Source organism: Bifidobacterium pseudolongum subsp. pseudolongum DSM 20099 (genome assembly GCF_000771225.1).
Taxonomy (GTDB): Bacteria; Actinomycetota; Actinomycetes; order Actinomycetales; family Bifidobacteriaceae; genus Bifidobacterium; species Bifidobacterium pseudolongum.
This window is the reverse complement of sequence record NZ_JDTZ01000002.1, coordinates 329,392-343,678: the sequence shown is the minus strand read 5'-3', so window position 1 is coordinate 343,678 and position 14,287 is coordinate 329,392. Positions and strand designations below refer to the sequence as shown.

Here is a 14,287-nt window from a genome sequence, read left to right as displayed (position 1 = left end):
TAAAGGGTGATGAAAAAGATGAAACGTTCTATATCGATTACTGCCGCTGCAGCGCTTGCCATCCCCATGGTGTTCATGGGTGTGCCCGCAGCCGTCGCAGATGATGCAGCGTCGAGTTCGGACTATATCGTCTCGACCCGCTCATTCCCCAAGGTGAACACCGCAAAGACGGATTTCTTTGCGGAGGCCACTTCCACCGACGTCGAAGATGACTCCAACTGGGGTGGGCTGGGAAGCATGGATGTTCCTCAGACCAAGTCCCAAGCGGAGAAAGACGCCGAGAAGAAAGCCCAAGAAGAAGAACAGGCCCGCAAGGACGCTGAGGCGACAGCCGCCGCCGAGGCCGCTGCGCGCCTCGAACGCGAACAGGCTGAGGCCGCAAGCCGAAGCCAGGAACGCGAACCGATTCAGCAGGAAACGGCTCCTGCCCCGCAGGCCGCCGCTGCCGCTCCGGAAGTGCCCGCCAGCAAGAACGGGGCATCGATCGCCGCGTACGCGCAGAAGTTCATCGGTGCCCCGTATGTCTCTGGTGGCACCACGCCGGCTGGCTGGGATTGCTCTGGCTTCGTCCAGTATGTGTTCGCCCAGTTCGGCATCAACCTGCCCCGCACCTCCGGCGCGCAGGCGGGCGTCGGCGTGGCCGTGCCGAGCCTCGCGCAGGCGCAGCCCGGCGATATCCTCGCCAACGGCATGCACGCCGCCATCTACATTGGCAACGGCATGGTCATCAACGCACTGAATCCGGCACAAGGCACGCAGATCACGGATACGTCCGTCTTCTATGGCGGCTATTCGATTCGCCGCGTGCTGTAGTCCTCTCCGCCTTTTCACCTTTTCTCAGGGTGCAGGCTCCACACGGAGTCTGCACCCTGCTTTTGTATGCGGCTGTGTGCGGGCCCCGTGAACCATATGGAACGGCGCCTTCCGTCTGGTGGGCGGCAGTGCCGTCGCACCATGGCGAAACCAGAACACATGCGGTATTGTAGGGATTGGAAGACATGCGTTGTGTTGGGCAAGGAGGTCCCTCATGGTGAACGACAAGACGATTCTGGTTGGCGTCGACGGCTCGCATGCGAGCTACAAGGCCACATGGTGGGCCGCGAACTACGCCAAGCACGTCGGGCTGTCGCTGCAGATTGTCTGCGCGTATTCGCTGCCGAGCTACGCCGCCGTCTCGTTCGACGCCACGTACACCGCGATGGGTGATGACAACGCGGCGCACGCCGATGCTCAGGAGATCCTGTCGAAGGCCAAGGCGATCGCGGACGAGCAGGGCGTGGACGCGCAGACGCTGATCGTGACCGGCGACCCCTCGTCGGTGTTCGTGGAACTGTCACGCAACTACAACCTCATCGTCATCGGCAACCGCGGCAAGGGCGGCCTCGCCGAACGCCTGCTGGGCACCACCAGCTCGAGCCTGCCGGCGTACGCATACTGCCCGATCGTGGTCGTGCCGTACACCGATGACGAGGGCAACCTGATGCATCTCAACAACGTGATCACCCGCGTGGCCGTCGGCTCCGACGACACGAAGTGGGGCATCCGCGCGCTGCAGCTCGCCGCTGACTTCACCAACAGCTGGGGCGCCGAACTCGACGTGATCACCGTGGTGCCGTCGAACACGAACCTCGAAGACGCCGATGTGCGCCACCAATTCGAGGAGGCGCTCGACGAGCGTCTCGCCCCGATCACCGCGAAGTACCCGGATCTGAAGATCCGCAAGACGATTGTGGCGGGCAATGCGGTGGAGACGCTGACGCGCGCGAGCCGCGACCATGACATGGTCGTTGTCGGCTCGTGCGGCCGGGGCGGCTTCACCGGCCTGCTGTTCAACTCCACGAGCCAGGGGCTGTTGCAGCATTCCGTTTCACCGGTGTATGTGGTGCCGCGCAAGTTCGTGGAAACCGAGGCCTCACGCGCCGCAGCCGAGCCGGACCAGGACGTGCAGACCGCGTCGATCGACGAACTGGTCAAGGAAGTGCCGGTCGACCGCGCTGGTGAAGACGTGGAGCGTGAGATCGAGAGCAACATCGATCCGCAGGCCGCCGCCTATCGTGACCGCCGCAACGACTGACGCAACCGATGCGCCTATGCGCATCTAATCGAGGGGCCCGGGCGAATCATCGTATTGGCGATTAGCCCGGGCCCCTCGATTACGTAGGGGGAGTGCGCTCAGCGGCGCACTTCGATGTCCATGCGCACCGGCGTCTCCTGCTCGTAGGTGTGCATCACGGTGCATCCTTTTTCGATGTGCGCCTTGGCGCGCTTCTTGAGCTTCTCCACCTCTTCGTCGCTCAGGTTGGCGTCCGAGGCATCGATGACCACCTGCTCGTTGAAGTTGATGTAGGAGTCGGTGTCCGCATCGTAGGTGCCGTCCACGATGATCTTGGCGCCCTTGCCTTCGCCCACGGCGTTCTCCACAGCCATGCGGCTCGAGAGCGCCGCGCATGCCGCGAGGGCGATCTTCATCAGGTCGCCGGGAGTGAACTGGCCCTTGCCCTTGCCGAACTTGAGGTGGGCGCCGTCATCGCTGAAAGCGTCCCAAGAACCATCTTTGTTGCGCTCGACCCACAGTCGTTTGTCCATTGATCATGCTCCTTTGTGCTTGGTCTGGATGATATTCCCCTATCAATCGTACTCAAGGCGTCTGCGCTTGGCTAGGGGCGCACCCACGCGCAGAGCGATACGCCGTCCAAAAGCGCCCTTAATATGGACTGTTATGCCTTTGACTCAAGCAGATCTGGAATCCATCCGCGCCCAAGTGCCGGCGCACCCGAAGACGACCATCCCCATGCCGTATGAGGACCTGCTGCGCAAGATCCTCATGGAAGGCAACCTCAAATCCGACCGCACCGGCACCGGTACGATCTCGTTGTTCGGCCAGCAGATGCGCTTCGACTTGAGCGAAGGGTTCCCATTGCTGACGACCAAGCGCGTGTTCTTCAAGGGCATCGCATACGAGCTGCTGTGGTTCCTGAAGGGGTCGGGCAATGTGCGCTGGCTGCAGGAGCACAACGTGCACATCTGGGACGAGTGGGCCGACGAAAACGGCGACCTGGGCCCCGTCTACGGAGTGCAGTGGCGCAGCTGGCCCGCGCCCACGCCCAGCGACCCGAACCGCACGATCGATCAGATCTCGAACGTGCTCGAGCTGATCCGCACGCAACCGGATTCGCGCCGCATGGTTGTCACTGCCTGGAACCCCGCGGAGGTCGAGCAGATGGCGCTGCCGCCATGCCACGCGCTGTTCCAGTTCTATGTGGCCAATGGCAAGCTCAGCTGCCAGCTGTACCAGCGGTCCTGCGACATGTTCCTGGGCGTGCCGTTCAACATCGCCTCGTATTCGCTGCTCACGATGATGATGGCGCAGCAGGCCGGCCTGGAACCAGGCGAGTTCGTGTGGACCGGCGGCGACTGCCATATCTACGACAACCATGTGGACCAGGTGCTCGAACAGCTCTCGCGGGAGCCCTACCCGTACCCGACGATGAAGATCCGCAAGGCGGATTCGCTCTTCGAATACGACTATGGCGATTTCGAGATCATGGGCTACCAATACCACCCCACCATCAAGGCCCCGATCGCGGTCTGAAACGCCATCCGTCTCCGCGAATGCCACGGTCTGCGGCTTTGCATAAACTGTGACCCGATTACCTCGTTCAAGGAGAGATGAAATGGAGCACGATAGTAGCCGCACCGGCTATCACGAACCCGAGCCCGGGATCGCCGGGCCTGAGAATCTGCTGGAAGACGACTGGGGTGACGACTACGCCAAGACATTCTCCATCAATCTGATCTGGGCACAAGCGAACGACAAAGAGGGTCGTCCGGGCGCGATCGGCTTCGATGGTGGCATGCCATGGCATCTGCCCGAAGACCTGCGGCGGTTCAAGGAGCTCACGGTCTCGCACCCGGTGATCATGGGGCGCAAGACATGGGAGTCGCTGAACCCGAAGTTCCGCCCGCTCGCGAACCGAGACAACATCGTGATCTCGCACGACCGTTTGTTCCGTGCGCCGGGGGCCACCGTGGCCTGTGACGTGGAGGAGGCGCTCGACCTGGCCCGCCAGGAGGCGATTCCGGACGACGGCCTCGACCGCAGCGAGATTTGGGTGATCGGCGGCGCGCAGCTGTTCAACCAGATGCTGCCATTGGCGTCCAAGGTGTTCATCACGCAGATCGACGCGAATGTGGATGCGGACACGTATGCACCGGACTTGAGCGATGCGATAGACAAAGGCGCGTGGAAGGTCGATGAACGCACCGACTGGAGTGTGCCGGGTAAGGCGGAAGGCATTGCGCGCTACCGTTACGTGACGCTGAGCCACCAGCATGAAGGCGCGCAGGAATAGACATGCGCGGGGCAGCGCCCCGCATACCGAAGGGAAGTGGAAGAGCATTGAAGAAGCATGAGTCTCACCCCTACACCGTGATGACCGTGTGCACCGGCAACATCTGCCGTTCGCCGATGGGGGAGATCATTCTGCGCCATGAGTTCGAACGGCGCGGGCTGGGTGACGCGGTGCGCGTGGAGTCAAGCGGCGTCAGCGACGAGGAATACGGCAATCCGATTGACCCTCGTGCGGTGAAGGTGTTGAAGGAGCGCGGCTACGCGATTCCAGCCAAGCATTTCGCCCACCGCATCACGCGCAACGAGATTGCCGACACCGACCTGTTCCTGCCGATGACCGCTTCGCATATGAACGCGCTGCTGCACATGCTGCCGTTGAGCAAGCGCAGCGAGGTGCATATGTACCGCAGCTTCGATCCCGATCTGCCCGACCCGCAGCCGGGGTGCGAAAGCGAGATCGACCTCGTCGACCCGTGGTACGGCGGCCCGCGCGAGTTCGAAACGGCGATCGACCAGATCGAGGAGGTCGCCCCATACATCGCCGATTATGTGGAGCAACAGCTCGAGGCGCGCGGTTGATCCAGTGTCGTTTTGCCGTGTTGGGCGGTGCTTGCATGCAAACACCGCCCAACACATATAGGTGTCCATATCCCGGACAATGGGGTCCGGGATGGGGCGGCTTGTTCATGGGCCCCGTATAGGATGGACGCCATCAAGCACGGGAGCTCAGTCGAGCTGAGAAGGATGTGAATCCTGACCGTTGAACGTGATTTCCAGATAATGCTGGCGAACGAAGTTTTGATATCGGTACCCCTGCTTGACCGACGAACGAGCAAGCAGGGAGAACCCATGAATCAATCAGTTATGCTGTCGCGCCACCGTTTCCGCTGGTCTGTGGCCGACATCACCGTCACCGCCGTTATCGCGGTCGCCTCGGGCATTGTGTTCTGGGCGATCGGGTTCATCTATGCGCCTATCGGCAGTGTGCTCGACATCGTGCCGGGCGCTTCGGATTTGCTCAATGGCTTCTACTACATCGCCGGCCCTCTCGCGATGATCATTGTGCGTAAACCTGGTGCCGCGCTGTTCGCGGAGATGGTTGCGTCCGTGCTTGAAGCACTGCTTGGAAGCCAGTGGGGTGGTGCAGGAACCGTGCTGCCTGGCCTGTTACAGGGGTTGGGTGCCGAACTCGCGTTCGCGCTGTGTGCCTACGGGGTGTGGAACATGGCCATCACCGCGCTGTCCGGCGCACTGTCGGCCCTCGGCGGTTTCACGGCCTCCTGGATGCTGTATGGAATGGGCAAAAGCGGACTTGTGCTCACCGTGGGCATCGTGTGCAATGTGCTGTCGGGGGCCGTGGTCGCCGGCGTGCTCATGTGGGTGCTGTATCGAGGGCTTGCCGGTACTGGCGCGTTGGAGCGTCTTGCGGGCGGACGGGCTGCGGTCAAGGCCGCGGCGCCGGTCGTTGCCGATCCGGAAGCCTGATTGGCGCAAGCCGATCTCATGTGGAGCATGTGCCATGGATAACCCTGAGAATAATGCGCAGCTGGATATTGTGCAGCAACGCTGGCGCGATATCACATTGCCCGAAGCGAGAAGGGTGCTTTTGGCGCTTGCCGAGCCGCTGAGCGCGTCTGCCATGATCTCTCGCAGCGCACGGCCGACCGCTGCAGGCGCAATGGTGGCCACCGATTGTGGCAACGTGTACATCAAGCGGTACCATGCGTCCGTGCGCGATGCGTGCACAATCCACCCATACCAGCGCTACGTGGCGTGGCTTGCGGGGCATGGGATGAACGTGATGCCGTTCCTCCCGTTCGATGCCGCGCGCCATCGCGGAGCCGATGGTTGTACGTTCACGGTGGGCTCATACGTCTACGAAGTCTGCGCGCAGGCGCCGGGGGAAGACCGCTATGCCCATGCGCTGACGTGGGATCCACCCGCCACACTCGATGAAGCACGCGGGTTGGGTGAGACGGTGGCGCGCATCGCGCTGGCGTCCCGCGGTTTCGACGAGCCCCGTGCCGCACGCCCCGATCCGTACCAGAACCGTTTCGGTCTGTTTGCCGCTGGTGATTTCGATGAGGAATTCGATGGCTGGCTGGATGCCCGGCCGTCCGTGCGCCGCTATCTCGAGCGCACAGGGCGCGACTGGCGTCGCGATCTGGAACCATACCGCGCCTATATGCGCCATGTCGCGCCCCGTTATGGTGAACTCCCGGAATCATGGACGCATGGCGACCCACACGTCTCGAACATGCTGTGGAAGGGGCATGCGCCGAGCTCTGTCATCGATTTTGGGCTGGCCGACCGCAATACGGCGTTGTTCGATCTGGTCGAGGCCATCGAACGCAACGCCATCCAGTTCGTTCAGATCATGGATGGGCAGACGGACGCCTGCCGCTCTGACGTCGCCCGCGCCATCATCGAGGGCTATGAGCGCCTGCGTCCGCTGTCTGACGTCGAGCGCGATGTGTTGCCGTGGATGCTACCGCTCGCGCAGGCCGAGGCGTCGCTCAACTGGATTGCTTATTTCGTGGACGGACCGATGCGGGATGAGGATGCCGACTGGTGCTATGACACCGCGTTCAACGCCCATGCCGCATGGTTTGGCACACCGGACGGGTGTCGGTTCCTCGACGACGTGCGTCGCGCGCTGTAGCGCAACGGAGCAACGAAGGAAGAACAAGATAACCAAGATAAGAAGGAGAATTGGGAACCATGCTGAAAGTTCGGCTCGAATATGTCCATCCATGGACGAACCACGCTGGATTCTACCTGGCCCGCGCGCGTGGCCTGTATGCGGAGCGTGGCCTGGACGTGGACTTCATCAGCGGCGACTTCTACCGTGGCGATCCAGCTTGTCTGGTGGAGCGCGGCGAAGTGGACATCGCCCTGGTGCGGCTCAACCAGCTGCTGTTCCACCAGCAGGGCGAATCGTCGCTCACGTCGTGTGCGGTGATGAACCAATGTCAGATCGGCGGCATCATCACGAACAAGGCCAGCGGTATCCGTCGATTCCGCGATCTGGAGGGCAAACGCGTGTGCATTCCGATGGGCGTCGCCCGGCTGTACACGGAGCTGCAGCAGGCGGTGGAGAAAGATGGCGGCGACTTCTCTACGTTGAGCACCATCGATCCAGGGCAGTGGGAGCCCGATATCCGCAGTGTCGAACGCGGCAAATGCGATGCGTTCATCAATGTGGCATGGTGGGAGCCGTATCAGGGATCAGGTGATTTCAACGACCTCGTCGTGCTGCCGTTCGACGACGTTGAGGTGGCGCCGCACCACTCCTATTACGTTTCCGCACGCCATGACCTGATTGAGCGCAATCCGCAGATGGTGCGTGATTTTCTCGCGGCCACTGCGCAGGGGTACCGTATGGCGATTGATGATCCGCAGGCCGCCGTCGAAGCGCTGCAACCGGCGCTGTGCCACATCGACCCCGATGTGCTCGCCGCGTCACTTGCCGCCGTAGCCCCATCGTGGCTCGACGCCGACGGTGACTGGGGCACCGCTGATATGGGCATGGTGCGTGGGTATACGGAGTGGATGGCGGCCAACGGCCACCTGAGCGTGCCACTTGAGCGGGCGTTGGCGTCGATCGACGGTGGATGCGTCACCAACGCGTTGTTGCCGCAGGGCGACGGCGTGGTGCCGGCTCGTCTGAACAATCGAGTCGTAGGGTAGCGTCCGCGGCAGCCATGGGGAGTTTGAAGGGGAAGGAAACGGCGGGGGTTCGTGGAGTGTTCCACGAACCCCCGCCGTTGGTGAGCGCTGATTGAGCGAATCAGTCGGTCTGCTTCCAGGTCTCCACGTCGATGTGGTGGTCCGGATTGGCCTGCCACGCGTTCCACGCGGACTCGACGATGTCTTCGACGTCGTACTTGGCGTGCCAGCCCATCTCCTCATTGATGCGCTTCGGCGAGCCGATCAGGTGCGGCGGGTCGCCTGCGCGGCGCGGCATGACGGTCTCGGTGAACGGCAGGCCGGTCACCTTCTTGACCTCGTCCACGATCTGGCGCACCGAGGTGCCTTCGCCTGTGCCGACGTTGAAGACGTCGTACTTGCGTTCGTCGCGGTCCAGGTACTTGAGCGCGGCCAGATGGGCGTCCGCCAGGTCGGAGACGTGGATGTAGTCGCGCACGCACGTGCCGTCGGGCGTCGGGTAGTCGTCGCCGAAGATCGCCGGCGCCTTGCCCTGCTTGAGGCGGTCGAACAGCATGGGGATCAGGTTCAGGATGGCCGGGTCCTCGAGCTCCACGGGGCCGCAGCCGGCCACGTTGAAGTAGCGCAGGCCGCAGAAGCGGATGCCGTACGGCTCTTCGCACGCGCGGGCCATCCACTCGCCGAACAGCTTGGTCTGGCCGTATGGGTTGATCGGCACCATCGGCTGCACGTCTTCGGGCACCACGTCGACCGGCGGCACGCCGTAGGTGGCGGCGCTCGACGAGAAGACGAGCTTCTTCGCGCCGGCCTCACGCATGCCTTCGAGCACGTTGAGCATGCCGTTGATGTTCTGCTGGTAGTACCACAGCGGCTTTTCGACCGATTCGCCGACCTGCTTGCGCGCGGCGAAGTGGATGACGGAGTCGACGTTCTCCGCCTTCATGATTTCGGCAAGGCGTTCCCCGGCCCCCGGAGCGGAGATGTCCATACCGTACAGACGGGCGTTTCCAATGCGATCGGGCTTGCCATAGCTCAGATCGTCCACAACCACCACGTCCTGGCCGGATTCGTGCAAGGCATGCACCACATGGGCGCCAATGTAGCCACAGCCGCCTGTTACGAGAACGGTCATGTTGGTCCTTTCCACCAAAGCAACAGAGAGTATGTTCTCTTTTGCTGTTTTATGTTACCTTTTGTAACAATTTCAGTATACTACAGCTTCACGCGGATGTGCGCAGCGTCGTGTCTTAACATACGCCGCGCGGAAAACAACAGACGCCACCGCCCACACCCACGGGTAGAGGGCCGGATATAAAGGAGACTATGACAGCCGAGAACAGCACAGCAGCAGACACCCCAATGCCAGATGCAGCCGTGGCCTCAGCCGCGGGCGAACCGGCGCGCCCACCGCTCTACGGACGCAAGGTGCTCTCGTTCGTCCGCCGTTCGCCACGTCTCGACGACCGGCTGCAGCGTGCGTGGAACAACTATGCGCATGATTACCTGCTCAGTGAAATCAATGCGGGGGAGGGGTCGCTCGACCCGCGTGCCGACTTCACACTCGACGCGGCGTATGCGCGGCGCGTGTGGGGGAACACAAACCCGCTTATCGTCGAAATCGGCAGTGGTCAGGGCGAAAACGTGGCCGCCGCGGCCGAAGCGCACCCCGGGCTCAACTTCCTCGCGCTCGAGGTCTATGACCCAGGTGTGGCGCACACCCTGCTGCTCGCCGGCAAACGCGGCCTGCGCAATCTGCGCGTCGCACAGGTCAACGCGCCTGAGTTCATGAAGGCGGTGGCGTCTGGCGCGGTGAGCGAAGTGTGGACGTTCTTCCCTGACCCGTGGCCTAAGATGAAGCACCACAAGCGCCGCATCGTGCAGCCGGAGCTCGCCGCGGACGTGCGGCGTGCGCTCGCGGACGGTGGCGTCTGGCGCATCGCCACCGACATCGAGGATTATGCGCTCCATGTGCACGAGGTGATGGACGGCCGCGACGACTTCACCAACGCCGGTACGCTCACGGTGAGCCTGCCGACCGAACATGTGGGCAAGGGCAATGCGGCGGATGCGGCTGGACTGCCGCACGCCGACTTCACCGAATCCGAACGCTTCGAGGGGCGCGTGCTGACGAACTTCGAGAAGAAGGGGCTCAACGCCGGCCGTGTGATCCACGATTTCACCTACCGCACGCGGTGATTGCATGCGACACGCCGTGATTTGCGTGCATTGACGTCTCGTGTATTATTAATCGAGTTGTCAGGCCCCCTTCGTCTAACGGTTAGGACACCAGACTTTCAATCTGACAACGAGAGTTCGACTCTCTCAGGGGGTACCAACACAGGCCCGCCACATGGTGGGTCTTTTGCTTTCCGGGCGCAAAAGGCATGGTACGATGCCAACATGAAACAATTGACGGTCAATGGGACGCCCTTTGACGTGCTTCGCCTGCTGGGCAAAGGCAAGGGGGGTTATTCCTTCCTTGTCCGTTCCCAAAGCATGCCGTACACCGAATACGTGCTCAAGCAGATTCATCACGAACCCTGCCCGTATTACCAGTTCGGCGACAAGATTCAATCCGAGATCCGCGACTACCGCCGGTTGCGTGAGTTGGGAGTGCGCCTGCCCACGATGTTCGATGTGGACATCAGCAAAGAGCGGATCCTCAAGGAATACGTGGACGGCCCCACCGTCTACGAGCTGGTATTGCAGGACGAAATGCGCCCCGAATACCTCGAACAGGTACGGTTCATGGCCGATCAGCTGGCCCGGCACAACATCAACATCGACTATTTCCCCACGAACTTCGTGGTGCAAGACGGCCTGATCCACTACATCGACTTCGAATGCAACGACTACATGGACGAGTGGAACTTCGAGAACTGGGGCATCAAATACTGGTCGAAGACAAACGAGTTCCTGCAGTACGTGGCCGAGCACCCATCCAGCGCACCATGAGACTCACCTCGGTCGCGATCCGCAACCACACCCGTGTGGCCGACATGCACATCGAAGTGCGCCGGCACCTCGTGCTCGTCGGCACCAACGACTCGGGCAAGACGTCAATCCTGCGCTGCCTTGACCTGCTGCTCGGCGCCACCCAAGGCGCGCTCTATACGTCGATCACCGCCGATGACGTGCGTGACCGCGCCCGCCCGTTCGTCGTCGAAGCGCAACTCGAATGCGGCGCCAATGATTCGCATTTCGGCGACGCCGTGCGCCAATCCGGTGGCATATCCACGCTGACCTTGCGGCTCGAGGCGCGCGTCGAAGCAGACGGCGAATCGCTCGTCATCCGCCGGTATGCGGCCGGCGCATGGCACGAAACCGACCTATTGCAACCCCAGATCGACGCAATCGGCTGGACGTACATCGCCGACGACCAGTCATTGGGTGACGCGCATGGAACGTTCATCGACGAGCTGCTCGCCACCCAGGACCTGCAGCAGGAACGCCGGGCGCTCGCCGAAGTCGACCGCGCCTATGCGCGCGTGCTCGAAGACTCGCAGCCACTGCTCGAACTGCGCCGGCGCATCGCCGCGCAACTGACCGCCGCGCTTCCGGGCGACTACCAGCAGAACAACCTCGTCTTCGTGCCCGCCGCCCGCGACTGTGCCGCGCCGCTCGACGGCCTGCGCCTGCAACTGCGCAAGAACGGCGAACAGCGTGACTTGGGTGACCAGTCGGGCGGACTGCGTGCGGTGTATGCGCTCGCGCTCGTCGACGGTCTCGACGACCGCACGCGCATCATCGGATTGGACGAGCCGGAAACGCACCTGCACCCCACGAGCCAGCGCAATCTCGCACGCCTGCTTGCGCGCGGCGACAGCCAGAAGATCATCGCCACGCATTCGCCGGACATCATCGGCGAGTTCGAGCCCGACCAGATCGTGGTGATGCACTCCGGCGGACAAGTGGTGCAGCCGCAGCGGGATTTTCTGAGCGAAGACGACAAACTGCTGCTGCACATGTGGGTGCGCGACCGGCTCGAGCCATTGACCGCCGACCGTGTGATCGTCGTCGAGGGCATCACCGACCGCGTGCTTGTGGAGCATTGCGCGGACGTGACGAAACGCAATCTGGACGCTTACGGCATTGTGCTGCTTGAGGCGGGCGGCTGCGGTAATATGCCCGCGTGGCGCCGCATGTTCGGCGAGCGTGGATTCCAGGTGCCGCTCGCGCAGCTCATCGACGCCGACGCCGTGCAGGAGATCGCCGGGCAATACCATGTGCGCGCCGACCAGCTGGCCGCCGAACATGTGTGGGTCTCGCAGCCCGATCTGGAAGGCGAGTATGTGCGCGCGCTTGGCGCCGAACGCACACTGCAGGCGCTTGAGCATAGCGGCGCATTCCGTGCCGGCGAACTGAAACCGTTGCGCACGGCCCGCGCGGGTGGCACGCTCGATTGCGAAGCGGTGGCCGCGTTCTGCCGTGTGCGCACGAACAAGACGCGCGCGGTCATTGCGCTTCTACCGCACATCACCGCCAAGGTGGCGCGGCGCATCGAAAGTGTGGAGCTCATGCTCGACGCCGTCACGCGCCCCCGTTGAAACCGCGGCGCGCGCATGGCACACGGGCCGGGCGCAACGGCCGGCATGGCGGTATTCTAGACACACGTCGCGCAAACGCCCAGCACAGCACAGGCATCAATTGGATGCCGCCGTGGCATGCGCCGTGTTCCGACGCACGCCACGGCTATGGAAGAGATGGAGGCGATCATGGACATCAACGACGAGACAATGCTGCGGATCCTCCAAAGCGCCATGTACGGCGAGGCGATCGGAGACGCGCTCGGCGTGCCATACGAAGGGCGCGCACGAGACACGTTCACCTGCATCACAATGACCGGTGATTCGGCGAGGGGCATCCCCGCAGGCACCTTTTCCGACGACACCTCCATGGCGTTGGCCACACTGGATTCCCTGATGCACTGCGACGGCGTGGTGGATCCCGACGACCTGCGCGAACGCTACCGCGATTGGCTGTTCGACGGCAAATACACGGCCGACGGCGCGGCGTTCGACGTGGGGCGCACCACATACCAGGCCCTGCACACCGACCACGGTCTGGGCGGCGAGCGCGACAACGGCAACGGCGCGCTGATGCGCAGCATCCCGCTCGCGTTCTTCGGCGCGTCGGACGATGATGTGCGCGCGATGAGCGCCGTCACCCACGCGCATGAGACGAGCATGGACGCGTGCGTGCGCTACGTGCGGGCGGCGCGCGCATTGATTCGCGGCGCCGGTACGCGCGACGCGGCGGCGATCGCCGGTGAAGACGGCGTGTGGCGTGTGCCGCGCGGCCAGATCGAATCGAGCGGCTACGTGCTGCACACGCTGCGCGCCGCGTTCTGGTGCCTGACCACAACCGACTCGTACCGCGACTGTGTGCTCACCGCCGTCAATCTGGGCGGGGATGCTGATACCACCGCAGCCGTGGCTGGCGCGCTCGCCGGCATTGTGTACGGGTTTGAGGACGAGCGTGAGGAGCGCGACGGACGTGGCATCCCCGGCGAATGGGACGATGCGTTGCGCGGCTGGCGCACCATCGCCGCCGTGGTGTGTGGGGCGCCGCTCGACGTGGAGGATTGGGATGCGGAGCTTGCAGGGTCGGCGCTTGGTGGTCCGGAGGCACTCACCGCGCAATCCGCCTGCGAGTTTGGTGACGACCGCAGTCGCGCCGCGCTGCTGCAGACCGATCCGGGGCGCCGCGAGGCGCTGTTCGGCGAGGCCGCGCGCTGGTTCGCTTCGGGCGTGGAGCTCGGCGACGCGCAATGCGCAACGAACCTGGGTGTGATGTATCTGTATGAGCATGTGCACGCGCAGGACCCGGACTTTGCCGCAGCCGCCTGTTTTGAGCGTGGCGAACAGCTCGGCAGTGCGGAAAGCGCTTGTTACCTGGGAGACATGCACCGTGACGGCCGCGGCTGGCCAGCCGATCGCGACGCCGCTGCAGACTGTTATGAGCGTGCCTATGAACTGTGCAAGGAGCAGATGGACCTCGGCGACGCGCACGACCGTCCCATCATCGCGATGATCCGTCTGCGCATGGGGCAGGCGGCCGAATGGGAACTCGCCGACCTGCAGCGCGCGGGTGTGGCGGACGATGCGGCGTGCCATGCGGTGCGCGAGCGCGCCTACCGCCACTACCGCGCGGCGTATGCGCTGGCCACGCGCGCCGTGGAATCCGGTTTGCGCATGTACGGCAAAGAGGCGATGATCGCCGCCAACGGCATGGAGCGCACATCCAGCGAAGAGCGCTAGTAAACGC

Annotated in this window: 14 protein-coding genes and 1 tRNA gene; 13 read left to right on the top strand and 2 right to left on the bottom strand. The window is 63.2% G+C overall.

Annotation, left to right across the window (positions count from 1 at the left end; translation table 11 throughout):
- Nucleotides 1–18 precede the first annotated feature (18 nt).
- Both OU02_RS01540 and OU02_RS01535 read left to right on the top strand, forming a co-directional pair.
- Nucleotides 19–813 (top strand): C40 family peptidase, encoded by a 795-nt coding sequence (locus tag OU02_RS01540; protein ID WP_033488423.1) that lies wholly within the window; start codon nucleotides 19–21, stop codon nucleotides 811–813.
- A 214-nt stretch (nucleotides 814–1,027) separates the two neighbouring features.
- The gene (locus tag OU02_RS01535; protein WP_033488422.1) at nucleotides 1,028–2,074 is read left to right on the top strand and encodes a universal stress protein; all 1,047 of its coding nucleotides are present in this window, start codon (nucleotides 1,028–1,030) and stop codon (nucleotides 2,072–2,074) included.
- A 98-nt stretch (nucleotides 2,075–2,172) separates the two neighbouring features.
- On the opposite strand, the gene OU02_RS01530 is transcribed toward OU02_RS01535, so the two are convergent.
- On the bottom strand, nucleotides 2,173–2,586 hold the full coding sequence (locus OU02_RS01530; protein WP_033488421.1) for an OsmC family protein: 414 nt from the start codon (nucleotides 2,584–2,586) through the stop codon (nucleotides 2,173–2,175).
- 205 nt (nucleotides 2,587–2,791) lie between these two features.
- On the opposite strand from OU02_RS01530, the gene OU02_RS01525 reads away from it, so the two are divergent.
- From OU02_RS01525 to OU02_RS01500, 6 genes are all read left to right on the top strand, one after another.
- Nucleotides 2,792–3,592: a thymidylate synthase gene (locus OU02_RS01525; protein WP_180326964.1), complete on the top strand. Its 801-nt coding sequence runs from the start codon at nucleotides 2,792–2,794 to the stop codon at nucleotides 3,590–3,592.
- Nucleotides 3,593–3,674: 82 nt separating this feature from the next.
- On the top strand, nucleotides 3,675–4,352 hold the full coding sequence (locus tag OU02_RS01520) for a dihydrofolate reductase (protein WP_033488419.1): 678 nt from the start codon (nucleotides 3,675–3,677) through the stop codon (nucleotides 4,350–4,352).
- A gap of 80 nt (nucleotides 4,353–4,432) precedes the next feature.
- On the top strand, nucleotides 4,433–4,930 hold the full coding sequence (locus OU02_RS01515; RefSeq protein WP_033488418.1) for a low molecular weight protein-tyrosine-phosphatase: 498 nt from the start codon (nucleotides 4,433–4,435) through the stop codon (nucleotides 4,928–4,930).
- Between the two features lie 270 nt (nucleotides 4,931–5,200).
- On the top strand, nucleotides 5,201–5,836 hold the full coding sequence (locus OU02_RS01510; protein WP_033488417.1) for an ECF transporter S component: 636 nt from the start codon (nucleotides 5,201–5,203) through the stop codon (nucleotides 5,834–5,836).
- A gap of 34 nt (nucleotides 5,837–5,870) precedes the next feature.
- Nucleotides 5,871–7,013: a phosphotransferase enzyme family protein gene (locus tag OU02_RS01505; protein ID WP_080720438.1), complete on the top strand. Its 1,143-nt coding sequence runs from the start codon at nucleotides 5,871–5,873 to the stop codon at nucleotides 7,011–7,013.
- A gap of 59 nt (nucleotides 7,014–7,072) precedes the next feature.
- Complete coding sequence (locus OU02_RS01500; protein ID WP_022858290.1) at nucleotides 7,073–8,041, top strand: ABC transporter substrate-binding protein; 969 nt, start codon at nucleotides 7,073–7,075, stop codon at nucleotides 8,039–8,041.
- 100 nt (nucleotides 8,042–8,141) lie between these two features.
- On the opposite strand, the gene galE is transcribed toward OU02_RS01500, so the two are convergent.
- On the bottom strand, nucleotides 8,142–9,152 hold the full coding sequence (galE, locus tag OU02_RS01495; RefSeq protein ID WP_033488416.1) for a UDP-glucose 4-epimerase GalE: 1,011 nt from the start codon (nucleotides 9,150–9,152) through the stop codon (nucleotides 8,142–8,144).
- A gap of 227 nt (nucleotides 9,153–9,379) precedes the next feature.
- Between galE and trmB the strand changes: the two genes are divergently transcribed.
- The 5 genes from trmB (at nucleotide 9,380) to OU02_RS08240 (ending at nucleotide 14,280) form a co-directional block, all read left to right on the top strand.
- Nucleotides 9,380–10,216 (top strand): tRNA (guanosine(46)-N7)-methyltransferase TrmB, encoded by an 837-nt coding sequence (gene trmB, locus OU02_RS01490; RefSeq protein ID WP_051918258.1) that lies wholly within the window; start codon nucleotides 9,380–9,382, stop codon nucleotides 10,214–10,216.
- Between the two features lie 64 nt (nucleotides 10,217–10,280).
- Nucleotides 10,281–10,355, top strand: a tRNA-Glu gene (locus OU02_RS01485).
- Nucleotides 10,356–10,420: 65 nt separating this feature from the next.
- On the top strand, nucleotides 10,421–10,975 hold the full coding sequence (locus OU02_RS01480; protein WP_033488415.1) for a BUD32 family EKC/KEOPS complex subunit: 555 nt from the start codon (nucleotides 10,421–10,423) through the stop codon (nucleotides 10,973–10,975).
- A complete protein-coding gene (locus OU02_RS01475) occupies nucleotides 10,972–12,567 on the top strand; it encodes an ATP-dependent nuclease (RefSeq protein WP_033488414.1) in 1,596 nt (531 codons plus the stop codon). Before OU02_RS01480 ends, OU02_RS01475 begins: the two co-directional genes overlap by 4 nt.
- Nucleotides 12,568–12,714: 147 nt before the next feature.
- Nucleotides 12,715–14,280, top strand: coding sequence for an ADP-ribosylglycohydrolase family protein (locus OU02_RS08240; protein ID WP_241434866.1), 1,566 nt, complete (start codon nucleotides 12,715–12,717; stop codon nucleotides 14,278–14,280).
- Nucleotides 14,281–14,287 lie beyond the last annotated feature (7 nt).